Below are 15643 nucleotides of genomic sequence, written 5' to 3' on the forward strand. Positions count from 1 at the left end.
ACTGGAGCAGGCTCATGACATCGGTGGTCGGACGCATCAAGCCCCTTCTTTGTTTCATGCCAATGGTGTTGCTCTGTTTCAGTGCGCAAGCGGCCGAAAACGGGCTCGGCTTCTATCTGTTGGGATCAAAAGGCCCCCTCGCGGCAATCCTGCCTGCACCGGGCGTCTATCTGCAGAATGACACATATTTTTACCGAGCAAGTGCTGGTGCGTCGGCACCTCTGCCGCTTGGCGGGGTCGTTGGCTTTGGTGTCGATGCCAAAGCCGTGGTCGATCTGCCGACCTTCATATGGTCCACGCCCTACGAGCTATTGGGAGGGCGGCTAGCCTTCGGTCTGACCACCCCCTTCGGCCATCAAAATGTCGATGCCGATCTGGTGTATGGTCCCTATTCCGGCGACATCGATAATGGCGTCACCAAGATCGGTGATCCTATTGTCACCACAACAATTGGCTGGAGTGATGGTGACTTCCATTGGAGTCTCAATGGAATGGTCAATATCCCTATTGGCGACTATGAGAGAAACTCGCTCGCTAACATTGCCTTCCATCGTTGGGCTGGAGATATGTCTGCCGCTGGTACATGGCTTGATCCGGCGCGCGGCCTCGATATATCGGGCGTTGTAGGCTTTACCCTCAATGGAGAAAATCCCGAAACAGATTACCGCACGGGGACTGAATTCCACATCGAAGGCGCTATCTCGCAATATCTCTCGAAACAGTTTTCGCTAGGCGCCATCGGTTACTATTACCAGCAGATCAGCGATGACAGCGGCAGCGGCGCGATACTCAGCGGTTACCGCGGACGTGTTGCAGCGCTAGGTGTCACCGCCAGCTACAACTTCGAACTCGACGCAACACCGGTACAAGCGCGGGTAAAGCTTTTGCGTGAGTTCCATACGGAAAACCGTGTCGAAGGCACATCTGCTTTTCTCACATTGTCAGTTCCGCTTTATGTCAGCAAGTGATGGGACGCGTTACCCCATCATTCAGAGTGTTGGTCTGATGTTCTTTATAAAGGTAACGTCCAGGGGCAGGACACCAATGACTGGTATCTGATCTCCAAGAAAACGCCAGAGGACCCCGAACCAAAACCGGAGGCCAAGTTGCAAGCTGGCGCACCGGTCTATGAGGCCTATACGCAGCATCTGCTCGGCATGAACGAGGTCTCGACGCTGCGCCAGCGCGCCGGCAATCGTGTATGGGTGGGACAGACGGCAGAGCCTGTCAAAGCAGCCTCAATCGGTAATGGTGTCTGGGGCCGCATCGAAGGCGCACACAATCGCCTCGAACCAGATCGCACGACGACCGGCACACAAACGCGCCAGAACGTCTTCAAGATGCAGGCCGGTATCGATGGCGAATTTCTGGAGAATGAACAGGGCAACCTGATCGGCGGCATCTTCGGCCAGTATATGCATGGCAAGACCAGAACATCGTCACGCGACTTTGTATCCGGCGACATTTCGACCGACGGTTACGGTCTCGGCGGGACGCTGACATGGTATGGCGAAAACGGTTTCTATGCCGACGCACTGACACAGGCCACCTGGTACGACAGCGACCTGACCACATCAGCCGAAGGTGCAGCCGCACTTGCCACGGGAAGCCGCGCTTTCGGCTATGTGGTTTCGCTGGAAAGCGGCCAACAGTTGTCCATCAACGACCGCTGGTCCGCCACGCCGCAAGGGCAACTGGTCTATTCGTCAGTAGATGCCGACGACTTCATCGACGGTTTCGGTAGCGCCGTCCGGCTTGATCGCGGCGAAAGCCTGCAAGGCCGTTTCGGCCTCAATCTCGATTACGCGTCCTCCTGGCAAAACCCCAAGGGGACAACCGACCGCGCCAATCTCTATGGGATCGCCAACCTTTATTACGAATTCCGCGACGGAACCCGTGCCGATCTGGCAGGTGTCAGTCTGGCAAGCCGTCAGGACCGTCTGTGGGGTGGTCTGGGCGTCGGCGGCACCTATAGCTTCGACAATGAACACTATTCCCTGTTCGGCGAGGGGCTGATCAACACCAGCCTGAACAATTTCGGCAACAGCTACGCGTTGAAAGGCAATGTCGGATTCCGTGTCCACTGGTAACAGAACAACGGAGCAGCTTCGCGATCACGAGGCCGCTCTCAATTTTGTTACAGTCCGGATTGAACCAAATCGCCAGAGCCGCGTTTATTAAGCATTCGTTAACCATAACGGAGGCTGTCATGCTCTGGTACTACAGACTGGAAAGCAGTTTTGCCGCCGCATTCGTGATCGCTGCGGCAGTCACACTCTGGTTAATGTGAGGCGGAGGCCTTTACCGCCCACTTTATCCATCATCACAACAACGGAGGACCACCCTATGCAGTGGCTCCATTGGATTGCGTTTGGAATGATTGCCGCCATGCCTGTTGTCGTGTTCGGCATTACCTATCTTGAAGTCGGTCGCAAATGATCTTTGTTAAGCTGGCAAGGCAAAATCTGTCTTCGGGCAGGTGATGCCTTGCATGCATAATGTCGTTCTCTTTCATGAGACGCAGAACCACAATTTCGGATGACTTCTGTGTATGCAGCCCTTATGCACAGGAGAACGATTTTTGCTGGTTTTGCTGCATGAAAGGACATCACGATGAGCGACGCCATCCTGATTACGGTCGATGAACTGTTCGAACTCGTGAAGGACACCCTCCGCAACGCCAAATTCAGCGACGCCCATGCAAGCGCAATCGCGCGCACCATCGTGGCGGCAGAGCGCGATGGCTGCAAATCGCATGGCATTTACCGTATCGAGGGCTGCCTGCGCACCGTCAAAAGCGGCAAGGTGGTCACCGACGCCGTGCCGGTACTGACCGTGGATGACAGTGCAGTCGTGCGCGTCGAGGCCCATGGCGGCTTTGCCAATCTCGCTTTCGAAACCGGCAAACCAGCGCTCATCGAACGGGCCCGCAAGCTCGGTTTGGCTGCTCTCGTCATCAATGATTGCACCCATTTCGCCGCCCTGTGGCCGGAAGTGGAAGCGCTGGCCGACGAAGGCCTCGCCGCCATGGCCATGTGCCCAAGCTATGCGACCGTTGCGCCTGCGGGCGGCACCAAGCCTCTGCTCGGCACCAACCCTTTTGCCTTCGGCTGGCCGCGCCCGGGTGAAAACCCCTATGTGTTCGATTTTGCAACCAGCGTCGCAGCGCGCGGCGAACTGGAACTTTACCGCCGCGCTGGCAAGCAATTGCCGGAAGGCTGGGCTGTCGATGCCGACGGCAAACCGACCACCGATCCGGAAGCCGCCCTTGCTGGCGCGATGCTGCCCTTCGGCCAGCACAAGGGTTCTGCCATCTCGACCATGATCGAACTGCTGGCTGGTTCCATGATCGGCGACTTCAGCAGCCCGGAGGCTCTCGCCTATCTCGGCACCACGACGATTGCGCCGCGCCATGGCGAGCTGGTCCTCGCTTTCGACCCGACGCGCATGGCTGGCGGACGCCTCAATCCAATCCAGCACGGCGAAATTCTGCTTGAAGCCATCGCCGGTCAGGGCGCCCGTCTTCCGTCGCAGCGCCGTTTCTCGGCTCGCCGTGAATCGCTCTCAAAGGGCATTTCACTCACCCAGTCGGAAATGGATCACCTCGAAATGCTGCGCCAGAAAGGCCTCGACGCTATCGCGTAATTTCGAATTTCACCCAAATAAAAAACCCCGCCATTTGGCGGGGTTTTTTATTTGCGGATCTACGACATTCAGGCTGCGTATTTCGCGACCACGCCGCCCTGCTTGATCCAAGCTGCATACCAGGTCTGGAACAGCTTCAGCTGTGCTTCGCAATAACCGCGCTGGGCATCGGAAAGCTTGTCCGTTTCATTGAAATGCAGTTCGTATTCCGGGTTTCCGGTGACGACCATCATATGCTTGTAGAACAGAACGAGGTCCGGGCCTTCATCGAAGGATGACAGCACGCCGAGGGCGGCTTCCAGTTCAAGCGCAGCGACGCGGGCTTCAACATCGCCGGCAGCGGCAGCTTTCGACAGCGAAACCAGATGCTGAACTTCCTTCGGCAGCACATTGCCGATGCCGGTGATCGCACCCTTGGCGCCGCAATTGACGAAGCCGTGGAACACGCCGGTGTCGACGCCGACCATCAGGGTCACATCATCATCGGCGCTGGTGATGTTTTCAGCAGCATAGCGCATGGCTTCCGAACCGCCGAATTCCTTGAAACCGATCAGGTTCGGATGCTCGGCGCGCAGCGCAAAGAAAAGATCGGCGCGGGTTGCAAAGCCATAATAAGGGCTGTTGTAGATCACAGCCGGAAGATCGGGCGCAGCCGCCAGAATGGCCTTGAAATGCGCCTTCTGGGCGGAGATCGACGAGCCGCGCGACAGAACACGCGGGATAACCATCAGGCCCTTTGCACCAACTTTCTGGGCATGGGCAGCATGAGCGGCAGCCGAGGCGGTGTTGACGGCGCCGGTGCCGACGACCACAGGCACGCCAGCCTTCGCAAGCGCCTCAACGCCAGCCATGCGCTGTTCGTCGGTCAGAAGCGGCCAGTCACCCATCGAGCCGCAATAAACGACGGCAGACATGCCAGCGGCGATCAGTTCCTTGCCCTTGCGCACCAGCGCATCAAAATCCGGCGAGCGGTCTGGCTTGCATGGCGTCATGAGTGCGGGGATGCAGCCGGAAAAAATATCAGAAGTCATGGTCCTGTCCTTGAATCTCTTCAACGCGTTTTTCAATCAACCAGAGTCTACAACCGGCTTCAGCAAGCCTTGTATGAAAACAAATATACACAATGTATTTTTCTTGTCGACTAAAATTTCAATTGCAACTACGATCTAATCACCATCACAAAGGATAGCGCGCGCGAAAGCATGCCTCCCCGCTCTTCCCGCCCTGCCCCTTTCAATAAAAGGACACGCCATGAGCAAAGCACCATCCAGCCAATCGGCGAACCAATCAGCCGACCGCAAGAAGGGCTCGGGCGTCAAGATGGTCTATGATGTGCTGCGCGATGAAATCATCGATCTTTCGCTCGCGCCTGGCAGCCCCATTGACGAGAACCAGCTGGCGGAACGCTTTGCCATGTCCCGCACGCCGATCCGCGAAGCGCTGGTCAGGCTGGCCAGCGATGGTTTTGTGACAACCTTGCCCAACCGCTCGACGGTGGTATCCAATATCGACTTTTTAAGCCTGCCCGCCTTTTTTGACGCGATCACGCTGATGTATCGCGTCACGACGCGGCTTGCTGCGCGTCACCGCACCAAAGCCGACCTCAAGATCATTCGCGCCCATCAGGAAGATTTTGCCAAGGCCGTGCGTGCCCAGAATGCGCTGGACATGATCTCGACCAACCGCGATTTTCACGCGGCGATTGCCGAAGCCGGGCGCAACCCGTTCTATACGAGTTTTTTCGCGCGCCTTCTCGATGAAGGTCGCCGCCTGCTGCGCCTTTATTATTCGTCCTTCTCGGACCAACTGCCGGAACAATATGTGACGGAACACGAAGACATGATCCGCGCCATTGAGGAGCAGGATGTCGAAACCGCTGACCTGCTGGGCAAGGCCCATGGCGACCAGATCGTGCAGCAGATACGCAAGCTGATCGCCGAGGACCGGCGTGACGTCATGGATCTCTGATTAGCCGCCATTCACCAGCGCGAGCACAAGCTGCTGTACATTGCCGCCATTGCCCATCTCGACACGGTCAAAATCACGGCCATGCGCGCGCTGCACGGCAACCAAATCGGTGATTTCCTTGATCAGCACCTTGCGGATTTTCTGACATTTCGGGTCGTTGGGCACGGAAAGTCCGACCGTTCTGCGCACGATTTCGCGCGTCATGTCCTTGGCGCTGTCGCCATGCACCAGCTCATGCTTGCGGATGCCTTCGATGAAGACGTCCCAGTTTTCGCGCACCGGCGACGGAAGCTTTTCCGACGGTTTCGGCAGCGTGTAGGTGATTTTCAGCTTCGGCTTTGCAGAGAGGATCGTGCAGGCATTGTTACTGTGATCGAATTTGCGATCCCAGGTCAGCACATAGGTCGTATGGGCGATCACCCGTCCAATGCCGATCTTCGGTCCACGCTGACCGATGGATCGATAGAGATCAATGCCGGTCTGCCCAGTAATGGCGTAGGGCTTGACCTCTTCAATGGCTTTCCAGTCGTCCTCTGCATGGGCCGGAAAGGCCGCGAGCAGCGCAAGAATTGCCAGTCCAACGATTTTCTTCACGACCACTCCGTCACTAAAACACAGGCTGCAACTTACAGGACCCAATGGCTTTCCAGAAGCCATGCATTTCGTTTCAGGAACCTATTGTCCACAGTGACGCAAATCGAAGGAGATTGACTCCCGCCAGCCGTCATCGTTTGATCGCACCATGCATGGGGGTTCTGCGGGGTGGCATTTTGCCAGAGCAAGGAAAAACCATCTCATTGAACATAGAAACTGGAGTTGCGTTGTGCTCAAATCCACCAGACGGGGAATAATTCATCTTGCCTTTGCTCTTGCCGCCACGACGGCAATGGGCACTTTCGCCACGGCGGCGGAAGCCAAGGACAAGATCCTGCTCATCATCAATGGCGCGCTCGGCGACAAATCGTTCTTTGATTCCGCCGCCAAGGGCATGAAGATGATCAAGGACAAATATGGCGACGATGTCGAGACCAAGATTCTCGAAATCGGCGACGATCCGACCAAGTGGGAGCCTGTCTTCCTCGACGCTTCCGAACAGGATTGGGATCTGATCATCGGCGGCACCTACCAGATGTCGGAAACCGTTGGCTCGGTTGCAAAGCAGTATCCAGACAAGAAATACGTTCTCTACGATGCCAGCGTTCCTTATGAGGAAGGCGGCTACGACAACGTCTATTCGATCCAGTACAAGCAGAATGAAGGCTCCTATCTCGGCGGCATGCTGGCAGCCTCGCTGCTGAAAGACGGCAAGCTCGGCGATACGGGCAAGAATCTGGGCTTCCTCGGCGGCATGGACATCCCCGTCATCAACGACTTCCTCGCCGGTTATATCGCCGGTGCGCAGTCGGTCACGCCGGATGTGAAGATCGCCATTTCCTATGCCGGTTCCTTCATGGATGCCGCCAAGGGCAAGGAACTCGGCCTCGCACAATATCGCTCCAATGTGGCGCTCGGCTTTGTGGTCGCGTCGCAGACCGGCCTCGGCCAGCTTTCGGCTGCCAAGGAAACCGGCAAATATGTTCTCGGCGTCGATTCCGATCAGGAAGCGATCTTCAAGGACAGCGACCCGGCCATCGCCAAGCAGGTTGTCAGCTCCGTTCTCAAGAATGTCGATGTCAGTCTGTTGCAGGCCTATGACCGCTTCAAGGCAGGCGACCTGCCTTTCGGCAAGGCGGAAGCGCTTGGCCTGAAGGAAGGCGCGGTCGGCATCGTGACGGACGGCAACATGGCCACCATGGCCAGCCAGGAAACCAAGGACGCCATCAAGAAGGCTTCCGACGAGATTTCCGAAGGCAAGATCACGGTTCCGACCGGTTTTGGCCTCAGCACCGAAGATCTCAATGCGATGCGCAACAAGGTTCGTCCCTGATCGTGTCAAATCCAGCTGAAAAACATGAAGGCGGCGATGCAATCGTCGCCTTCCACGATGTGAGCAAGGTCTATCCGAACGGCACCGTCGCGCTGCGCGACGTGTCGTTTTCGATCCGCGCCGGATCGATCCACGCCATTTGCGGTGAAAACGGCGCTGGCAAATCGACGCTCATGAAAATCCTGTTCGGCATCGAGAATGCTACGGCGGGAGAAATCGTCATCGATGGCCAGCATATTGCGTCCTGGTCGCCGGAAGATGCCGCCACCAAGGGCATTGGGATGGTGCACCAGCATTTCTCGCTGGTGCCGACACTGACCGTGACGGAAAACATCATTCTCGGTCATGAGCCGGTGAAGGCCGGACTGATCGACCGTGTTGCCGCGCGCAAAATGGTCGATGACCTGATGCAGCAATATGATCTGCATGCCGACCCGGATGCGATCACGGGCGCGCTGTCCGTGGCTGCACAGCAGAAGGTCGAAATTTTGAAGGCGCTGGCGCGCCGCACCCGTTTGCTGATCCTCGACGAGCCGACCGCCGTTCTCTCTCCGCCGGAGATTGAGGAACTGATGCGACGGCTGAAAAGCCTGCGCGACGACGGCATCACCATTCTTTTCATTTCCCACAAGCTGAACGAAGTGCGCGAGCTGGCGGAAAGCGTCACCGTGCTGCGCGCCGGTGCCGTTACCGGCACGGAAAAGCTTGCCGACGTGCCGGACGACGCCATCATGCAGATGGTCATGGGCCATGCGGTCGACATTCCAAAACGCGCCCACAAGACCGGCCCGACCAGAACGGTCCTCGCCATGAATGGCGTGACGACCAAAGCGCCCAATCCTGCCGACCGCATCAACGATATCAGCATCACCATTGGCGCAGGCGAAATCGTCGGCGTTGCGGGTGTGGACGGCAGCGGCCAGCGCGGTCTTGTGTCCGTCCTGTCTGGTCTGGCAGAAGCTGCGACCGGCACCATCAGCCTCAACGACGCGAATATGCTGCGCGCCGACACGGCGAGCTGGCGCAATAAGGGCCTCGCCTATCTTCCCGCCGACCGCTTTTCGCAAGGCGGCGCGCCCGGCCTGTCTCTGGCGGAAAATGCAATCGCCGGAACCGATCGCAATCCCGATACAGATAGGGGGCCTTTCCTGCGCTGGAACGCGATCAAGACGCGCGTGCAGGATATGATCAAGCGCTATTCGGTGCGGGCAGGCGCGATTACGGAGCGGCTCGATTCGCTTTCCGGCGGCAATGCGCAAAAGCTGATTGCCGCACGTGAACTGGCGACCAATCCGAAATTTCTCATCGTCGATCAGCCGACACGCGGCATCGACGTTTCGGCGGCGGCTTTCCTGCATCGCCGCATTGACGAAGTGGCGCAAGGCGGCTGCGCGGTACTGCTGGTCAGCGCCGATCTCGACGAATTGCTGCGCCTCAGCGACCGGGTTGTCGTGCTCTTCAACGGGCGCATTGTCGCTCATCTGGAAAATGGGCCCGACATCACGCCTGCGACGCTCGGCCCCTACATGCTCGGAACCAAGGTGGCTGCCTGATGCATAAAATTCTGGCTTCCCTCGTTCCCTTCTTCCTGACCGTGCTGGTTATCGCCGTAATCATGGCCGTGCTGCTGGTGCCACTGGCGCTGATGCAGGACGACCCGGCTGCGATCCTGAAGACGTTCTTCCTCGGTCCCTTCGGCAGTATCCGCCACATGGGCAATATGGTGGAAGCAGCCACGCCGATCATGCTGACCGGCCTTGCCATCACCATCATGTTCCGCTCCGGCCTGTTCAATCTCGGTGCAGAAGGCGGTTTCTTTCTGGGCGCGCTCGGTGCGGTGACCGGCGCTGTGCTAATCCCGTCGCTCGGCTGGTTCTCGCTGCCAGTCGCCATTCTGTGCGGCGCGGTTGCGGGCAGCTTTGCCTGCACCATTCCGGCGGCACTGCGCCTGCGCTTTGGCGCATCGGAAATGGTGACGTCGCTGGTGCTGAACTACGCCTTCCTGTTTCTCGGCCTGTTCGTGCTCAATTACGTCATCCGCGATCCGGCAGCGGGCGGCATGATGTCATTGAAAATTCCGCCCGAGGCAAAGCTTGACCGGCTGCTGGCAGGCACACGCCTCAATAGCGGCTCGATCATCGCCATTCTCGCCTGTATCGCAGGCGGTATATGGCTTTACTGGACGCGTTCCGGCCTCAACATCCGCATTGCAGGCTCCAGCCCCGGCTTCGCCAATCATCTCGGCCTGCCGCTCAAGGGCATCATCATGCGGGCGCAGATCGTCGGCGGTCTGGTGGCGGGCATGGCAGGTGCGCTGGAAGTGCTCGGCCTTCATGCGCGCTTTTCTTGGCTCGATCTGCCGGGTTATGGCTGGACCGGTCTCGTCGTCGCTATTCTGGCGCGCGAAAATCCGTTCCTTCTGGTCCCGGCGGCCTTGTTCCTCGGTTTCGTTCAGGTCGGCGGCGATCTTCTCGCCCGCAACATGAATATCCCGACCGAAGTGGTGGGGCTGGTAACGGCGGCCATCATGGTGGGTTCGACTGCAAGCGTCATCCATAATCACCCGACCGTGCTGCGCGTGATCCGCAATTTGCGTAACCGCAAAGACGAACAGGCCCAGGAACGACAGATTGGAGAACACGCATGAGCACCGTTCTCGCCCAAATTCTCGATCCGTCCTTCATTGGCACGATCCTGCGCGTTTCGACGCCGCTTCTGCTGGCGGCGCTCGGCGTGATGATTTCCGACCGCGCCGGCGTTTTGAATATCGGCATGGAAGGCATGATGCTTGTGGCGGCGCTCATCGCCGTTCTGGCCAGTGCGGCAACAGGAAGTCCGGCTATCGGCCTTTTGGCCGCGCTGATTGCAGGCGCGCTTCTCGGCTGGATCATGTCTGTTTCGGTCAATCGTCTTGGCACCGACCTCATCATGACCGGCATTGCGCTCAACATCGCGGCGGCAGCGGCAACAACACTCGGCCTTTATCTTGCCACTGGCGACAAAGGCATGTCGGGCGCGCTGAAAAGCGGCGCGCTGCCTAGCCTGCCAGTGCCTTTCATCGGCAATATCCATGTGCTGACCTTCGCAGCCCTTCTGGCCGTCCCGGCGGTCAGCCTGCTGATGATGCGCACCCGCTTCGGCCTGCATCTGCGCGCCACCGGTGTTGATCCCAAGTCGGCACGGGCGGCGGGGATTCATGTCGGGCGTGTGCAGATGCAGGCGCTGGTGCTTTCCGGCATTTTCGGCGGGGCGGCGGGTGCCTATCTCTCGCTTGGCTATGTCACCTGGTTTGCCCAGAACATGACCGCCGGTCGCGGCTTCATCGCGATTGCAGCCGAAGTGATGGGACAGGGAACGGCCTGGGGCACGCTTGCCGCAAGCCTTGTGCTGGCCGCTGCGGAATCGCTCGCCATCACGCTGCAAAGTCTCGGACTGCCATTCGAACTGATGCAGATGATCCCCTATCTCGTTCCGGTGGTCGTGCTGACGGTCCATGCCGCCCGCAAGCAGCGGCGTGCACGGCAATTGAAGAACTCCTGAAATGCATGAAAATGAGAAGAACATGAAGGCTTGGGAACTGACCCGCGATCTGCTGCGCGACACCAACCCCGTGGTGCGCACGGCGGAAGAACAGACATGGGATGCGAGCGCCGTCATGAAGGCGCAGGACGATCTCATGGCCATGTTCTGGAAAAGCAATGTGCCCGGCTCGGCTGCACCTGAATGCCTGATGGCAGGCGCGCTGCAATCGCTCGAAAACAAGGGCTATGTGCTGGAGCCTTATGCAGAACTACTGCGCGACGGACTGGCAGCGCTTGAGCGCGGCGATTTCGAAACACTTTACCGCATCGACATGCGCCTGCGCGTGCTGATGCGGGCGGCACGGCCCGACCCGAACCACATCTCGCAAAAGACGGTGCGATACACCACGTGGGAGCAGTTCGACGCTGCCGTTCAATGGCCGGAGGATGTGCTCTATGCTGTGCAGTCTGACGATTTCCGCGACCGCACCGCAGCCGCGTGGATGGCACAGCTTGTGGGCGCAGCGGCTGGAACGGCACTCGAAGGATATACCGCTGAAAACATCATGGCGGTTTTCGGCCCGATCCGCGATTATGTGCGCGAACCGAACACCTATAATGACGACATCACGTTTGAAATCGCCTTTCTGGAAGCCTTTGGCGACAAGGGTTCCGCCGTCACCAGCCGCGATATTGCCGAACGCTGGTCTTCACTGATCCCGCTTGGCTGGTCGGCGGAAGCCATAGCGCTTTCCAATATGCGCCGTGGCCTGACGCCGCCGGAAACCGGCACGTCCGACAATCCGTTTGATGAATGGATCGGCGCGCAGATGCGCGGCACCATTTGCGGCATGGTTGTGCCCGGTCGCGCCCGCGAAGCCGCCCGCCTCGCCTGGATGGACGCGGAGATTTCCCATGCCGGTAACGGTATTCTGGGCGAAGTGTTCAACGCCGTCATGGCGGCCCGCGCTTTTGCCGTAAAAGACACGCGTGAACTGCTCGTCTCGACAATAAAGCTGTTTTCAACCGAAACGGAATATGGCGCGGTTCTGGCCTTCGCGCTCGATGCCTGCCATTCCGCAGCCAGCTGGCAGGATGCATGGGCGAAATGCGATGTGGAATATGCCGAATATAACTGGATTCACGTCTATCCGAATGCAGCGGCGCAGGTCATCGCCTTGTGGTTCGGCGACGGCAATTTCGACCGCACGCTCGAAATCGTGTGCGGCATTGGTCATGACGTCGACTGTAACGCAGCGCAGATCCTGAGCATGATCGCCATCCAGCACGGCTCCGGTATCATCGCCGAGCGTTGGTCGAAACCGCTGCTGGCCGACGACATCGTCACCTATATGCGCCGCCCGGCGAAAATCTCTTTCGAAGCGCTTGTCGACCAGACGGTCGATGCAGCGCGCAACGCTCTTTAAATCCCCTATTAGGAACCCTATCATGGCCCGTAAAATTATTATCGATACCGATCCCGGTCAGGACGATGCCGTCGCCATTCTGCTGGCCTTGGCAAGCCCGGAACTGGACATTCTCGGCATTACCGCCGTTGCAGGCAACGGCCCGCTGGCCCGCACGGAAATCAATGCGCGCACCATCTGCGAAGTGGCAAAAAAGCCGGATACCAAGGTGTTTGCAGGCTCCATCCGCCCGCTGGTGCGCCCGCTGGTGACCGCCGAAAACGTACATGGCAAAACCGGCCTCGACGGTTATGACCTGCCCAAGCCGACCATGCCGCTGCAAGCGCAGCACGGCGTTGACTTCATCATCGAAACGCTGATGAAGGAAGAACCGGGCACCGTCACGCTTTGCCCGCTTGGACCGCTCACCAACATCGCCTCCGCGCTGATCCGCGAACCGAAGATCGCCGAGCGCGTCAAGGAAATCGTGCTGATGGGCGGCGGCTATTTCGAAGGCGGCAACATCACGCCTTCGGCTGAGTTCAACATCTATGTCGATCCGCATGCCGCAGCGGTTGTGTTCAAATCCGGCATCCAGATCACCATGTTGCCGCTCGATGTCACCCACAAGGTGCTGACCACCGAGAAGCGCATCGCCGCCATTCGCGGTCTCGGCACCCATGTCGGCGAAGTGGTCGCGGCATGGCTCGAATTCTTCGAGCGCTATGACGAAGCGAAATACGGCACCGATGGCGGCCCGCTGCATGATCCGAATGTCATCGCCTATCTGCTGAAGCCGGAGCTTTATTCCGGTCGCCACTGCAATGTGGAAATCGAGATCAATTCGGAACTGACCATCGGCGAAACGGTTGTCGACTGGTGGGAAGTGACCGACCGTCCGAAGAATGCACTCTTCATCAAGGATGTCGATGCGGATGGTTTCTTCGCCCTTCTGACGGAACGTCTGGCGACGCTCTGATCCCTCGTCAAAATGAAATAAGCCGCGCTGGTCCAGCCAGCGCGGCTTTTTTATTTGCAACGGAAACTCAGGCGCTGGCGATCAGTGCTTCCACTTCGCTTGCAGTCGGCGCCGCCGCGCCCGCACCTGCGCGTGTAACCGCAATCGCTCCCGAGGCGGACGCAAAGCGCACGCAATCATGCAGCGATTTTGCTGCCGCATAGGCGACCGCAAAACCGCCATTGAAACTGTCTCCAGCCGCGACCGTATCCACGACCTTGACCTTGAACGGCTCGAAATGCCTGACCTCGTCAGCGGTCACCAGCAATGCCCCGCGACTGCCAAGTTTGAGGATGACGGTCTTGGGGCCGCGTTCCAGAAGGTTGCGGGCTGCCGCTTCCGCCGAGGCCAGATCGGTCGGCTCGATGCCGGTGATTTCGGCAGCTTCGGTCTCGTTCGGCGAGATGATGTCGCAAAGCGCGATCAGGTCCGCCATGCGGCTGGCATCACCAACCGGAGCCGGGTCGAACAGCACCTGCCCGCCTGAAGCACGCACGGCTTTCGCAACCGCCAGATTGGCCTCATGCGGCACTTCGCGTTGCAGCAACGTGATCTTCGCTTTGGCAATATCAGCGGCATGGGCGTCGATATCGGCTGCCGACCAATGTGCATTGGCCCCCGCGCAAACGGCAATCGTGTTCTGGCCCGCCTCGTCGACCTGAATGATCGCCATGCCTGTCTCGACATCGCTGGTCACCCGCACGCCGTTGGTGTTGAGACCGAATTCCTGCATCTGCTTGACGGCAAGATCACCAAAGGCGTCATTGCCGACTGCGCCGACGAAGCGCACATCGCCGCCGAGCTTGGCGACAGCCACAGCCTGATTGGCACCCTTGCCACCGAGACCGATCCCGTAGCCCGATGCATTCACCGTCTGCCCCGGACGCGGCAACGCCGCCATTCGCGCACTGACATCCACATTCACACTGCCGAAAATGAAAATCCTCAACGGCTTCCTCCATAGAAGTTTTGCTGCACCATAGTGCATTTCCAACAAAAGTGCGAAGCGGTTTTGTGTCGGATAACACGCAAAAACAAAGAGATAGAGCCGTTCCAACAAAAGCTTCCGCGCCAGCAATCGAACCATCCACAGTCACGCACCTGTCATCGCCCAGGGGTAGCCTTCGCGGGCCCCAAGACACGAGCCAATTCTGGCAGGAGACTGACATGATAACCCGTCGTAATGTTCTGATGGCGAGTGCCGTCGGCACGCTGGCTATACCATTTGCTGGCTTTGCCATCACCAGCGCAAGCGCCCAATCGGGCCCGCTGTTTCGCTTCGGCGTCGTTGCTGACCCACAATACGCGCCAGTCGTGCCAAACTTGCAGATGAACCGCTATTATTCCAACAGCCTATGGAAGCTTTCAGAGGCTATCGAAGCCTTCAACAAGGAAGACCTGCAATTTGTGGTGACGCTGGGCGATATTATTGATCGCCACTGGGAGAGCTTCAACCATGTCCTGCCGCTTTACGACAAGCTTGATCACGACCATTTCTTTCTGCTTGGAAACCACGATTTTGATGTTGCGTCCGAATATCTGACTTCCGTTATCCGCACCGTCGGCATGCAGGACGCTTATTACGATTTCACCGGCGGCGGCTATCGCTTCATCGTTCTGGATGGCAACGATGTCAGCCTTTTCGCTCCGCCAAAAAACGATCCGCGCCGCGAAATCGCAGCCCAGCGGCTGGAAGCTCTAAAGGCTAAAAATGCGCCCAACGCCCAGAGCTGGAACGGCTCACTCAGTGACCAACAATTTGCATGGCTGGGCGACACCATGAAAAAGGCACAGGCCGCCGGTGAGAAAGTGATCGTTATGGGACACTATCCGGTCTTTCCGGCCAATGAGCACAATATGTGGGACTCCGAACGGGTCGTGGAGCTTCTCACCGGCTTCGACAATTTCGTTGCCTATTTCAATGGTCATAACCATGCCGGCAATTACGGTGAGGTGAACGGCAAGCACTTCCTCAACTTCAAAGGCATGGTCGATACCCCTGCGGAAACGGCCTATTCCGTGGTGGAAGTCCATGCGGACCGGATCGAAGTGCGTGGCTTTGGACGCGAAGCCAACCGGACACTTAAAATCTGACCATCCGTTGATGTACTCCATAAAAAAGCCGCGAGATTATCTCGCGGCTTTTCTTCAATCACGG

General features: G+C 58.3%; 13 protein-coding genes and 1 pseudogene. 11 read left to right on the top strand and 3 right to left on the bottom strand.

What is annotated here, in order from left to right; translation table 11 throughout:
• Positions 1-14: 14 nt before the first annotated feature.
• The 3 genes and pseudogenes from FHW00_RS13395 (at position 15) to FHW00_RS13405 (ending at position 3645) form a co-directional block, all read left to right on the top strand.
• Complete coding sequence (locus tag FHW00_RS13395; protein ID WP_078339000.1) at positions 15-968, top strand: transporter; 954 nt, start codon at positions 15-17, stop codon at positions 966-968.
• A gap of 51 nt (positions 969-1019) precedes the next feature.
• Positions 1020-2090 (top strand): annotated as a pseudogene (locus FHW00_RS13400) (autotransporter family protein); the annotation flags it as partial.
• 523 nt (positions 2091-2613) lie between these two features.
• Complete coding sequence (locus FHW00_RS13405; RefSeq protein WP_078339002.1) at positions 2614-3645, top strand: Ldh family oxidoreductase; 1032 nt, start codon at positions 2614-2616, stop codon at positions 3643-3645.
• A gap of 68 nt (positions 3646-3713) precedes the next feature.
• Here the strand turns inward: FHW00_RS13405 and FHW00_RS13410 are convergent, their stop codons facing one another.
• Entirely contained in the window at positions 3714-4676 is a 963-nt protein-coding gene (locus FHW00_RS13410) for a dihydrodipicolinate synthase family protein (protein ID WP_078339003.1), read from the bottom strand.
• Between the two features lie 220 nt (positions 4677-4896).
• Here FHW00_RS13410 and FHW00_RS13415 point away from each other — a divergent pair, with 220 nt between their 5' ends.
• Positions 4897-5613 (top strand): GntR family transcriptional regulator, encoded by a 717-nt coding sequence (locus FHW00_RS13415; RefSeq protein ID WP_078339004.1) that lies wholly within the window; start codon positions 4897-4899, stop codon positions 5611-5613.
• Here the strand turns inward: FHW00_RS13415 and FHW00_RS13420 are convergent, their stop codons facing one another.
• On the bottom strand, positions 5614-6189 hold the full coding sequence (locus FHW00_RS13420) for a DUF922 domain-containing Zn-dependent protease (protein ID WP_377514343.1): 576 nt from the start codon (positions 6187-6189) through the stop codon (positions 5614-5616).
• 247 nt (positions 6190-6436) lie between these two features.
• On the opposite strand from FHW00_RS13420, the gene FHW00_RS13425 reads away from it, so the two are divergent.
• Genes FHW00_RS13425 through FHW00_RS13450 form a run of 6 tightly spaced genes read left to right on the top strand, consistent with a single transcriptional unit; the run spans position 6437 to position 13446 of the window.
• Positions 6437-7540 carry a BMP family ABC transporter substrate-binding protein gene (locus tag FHW00_RS13425; protein ID WP_078339006.1) on the top strand — a complete coding sequence of 368 codons (1104 nt, stop codon included), beginning with the start codon at positions 6437-6439 and terminating at the stop codon, positions 7538-7540.
• A 2-nt stretch (positions 7541-7542) separates the two neighbouring features.
• Positions 7543-9093, top strand: a complete 1551-nt coding sequence (locus FHW00_RS13430) for an ABC transporter ATP-binding protein (protein ID WP_078339007.1) — start codon at positions 7543-7545, stop codon at positions 9091-9093.
• Positions 9093-10187, top strand: coding sequence for an ABC transporter permease (locus FHW00_RS13435; RefSeq protein ID WP_078339008.1), 1095 nt, complete (start codon positions 9093-9095; stop codon positions 10185-10187). Before FHW00_RS13430 ends, FHW00_RS13435 begins: the two co-directional genes overlap by 1 nt.
• Positions 10184-11080 carry an ABC transporter permease gene (locus FHW00_RS13440; RefSeq protein ID WP_078339009.1) on the top strand — a complete coding sequence of 299 codons (897 nt, stop codon included), beginning with the start codon at positions 10184-10186 and terminating at the stop codon, positions 11078-11080. Before FHW00_RS13435 ends, FHW00_RS13440 begins: the two co-directional genes overlap by 4 nt.
• Before the next feature lie 22 nt (positions 11081-11102).
• Positions 11103-12488, top strand: coding sequence for an ADP-ribosylglycohydrolase family protein (locus tag FHW00_RS13445; protein WP_445557933.1), 1386 nt, complete (start codon positions 11103-11105; stop codon positions 12486-12488).
• 22 nt (positions 12489-12510) lie between these two features.
• On the top strand, positions 12511-13446 hold the full coding sequence (locus tag FHW00_RS13450) for a nucleoside hydrolase (RefSeq protein WP_078339011.1): 936 nt from the start codon (positions 12511-12513) through the stop codon (positions 13444-13446).
• Between the two features lie 67 nt (positions 13447-13513).
• Here FHW00_RS13450 and rbsK read toward each other — a convergent pair whose 3' ends face one another.
• On the bottom strand, positions 13514-14473 hold the full coding sequence (gene rbsK, locus FHW00_RS13455) for a ribokinase (RefSeq protein ID WP_078339072.1): 960 nt from the start codon (positions 14471-14473) through the stop codon (positions 13514-13516).
• A gap of 203 nt (positions 14474-14676) precedes the next feature.
• Between rbsK and FHW00_RS13460 the strand changes: the two genes are divergently transcribed.
• Positions 14677-15579, top strand: coding sequence for a metallophosphoesterase (locus FHW00_RS13460; protein WP_445557939.1), 903 nt, complete (start codon positions 14677-14679; stop codon positions 15577-15579).
• Positions 15580-15643: the final 64 nt, after the last annotated feature.

This window comes from Ochrobactrum sp. P6BSIII (assembly GCF_014138065.1).
Taxonomy (GTDB): domain Bacteria; phylum Pseudomonadota; class Alphaproteobacteria; order Rhizobiales; family Rhizobiaceae; genus Brucella.

Excerpts from the sequence above, each read along its gene's own strand:
- FHW00_RS13395 (WP_078339000.1), top strand. The coding sequence starts at position 15 with ATGACATCGGTGGTCGGACGCATCAAGCCCCTTCTTTGTTTCATGCCA.
- FHW00_RS13405 (WP_078339002.1), top strand. The coding sequence starts at position 2,614 with ATGAGCGACGCCATCCTGATTACGGTCGATGAACTGTTCGAACTCGTG.
- FHW00_RS13410 (WP_078339003.1), bottom strand. The coding sequence starts at position 4,676 with ATGACTTCTGATATTTTTTCCGGCTGCATCCCCGCACTCATGACGCCA.
- FHW00_RS13415 (WP_078339004.1), top strand. The coding sequence starts at position 4,897 with ATGAGCAAAGCACCATCCAGCCAATCGGCGAACCAATCAGCCGACCGC.
- FHW00_RS13435 (WP_078339008.1), top strand. The coding sequence starts at position 9,093 with ATGCATAAAATTCTGGCTTCCCTCGTTCCCTTCTTCCTGACCGTGCTG.
- FHW00_RS13440 (WP_078339009.1), top strand. The coding sequence starts at position 10,184 with ATGAGCACCGTTCTCGCCCAAATTCTCGATCCGTCCTTCATTGGCACG.
- FHW00_RS13445 (WP_445557933.1), top strand. The coding sequence starts at position 11,103 with ATGAAGGCTTGGGAACTGACCCGCGATCTGCTGCGCGACACCAACCCC.
- FHW00_RS13450 (WP_078339011.1), top strand. The coding sequence starts at position 12,511 with ATGGCCCGTAAAATTATTATCGATACCGATCCCGGTCAGGACGATGCC.
- rbsK (WP_078339072.1), bottom strand. The coding sequence starts at position 14,473 with ATGCACTATGGTGCAGCAAAACTTCTATGGAGGAAGCCGTTGAGGATT.
- FHW00_RS13460 (WP_445557939.1), top strand. The coding sequence starts at position 14,677 with ATGGCGAGTGCCGTCGGCACGCTGGCTATACCATTTGCTGGCTTTGCC.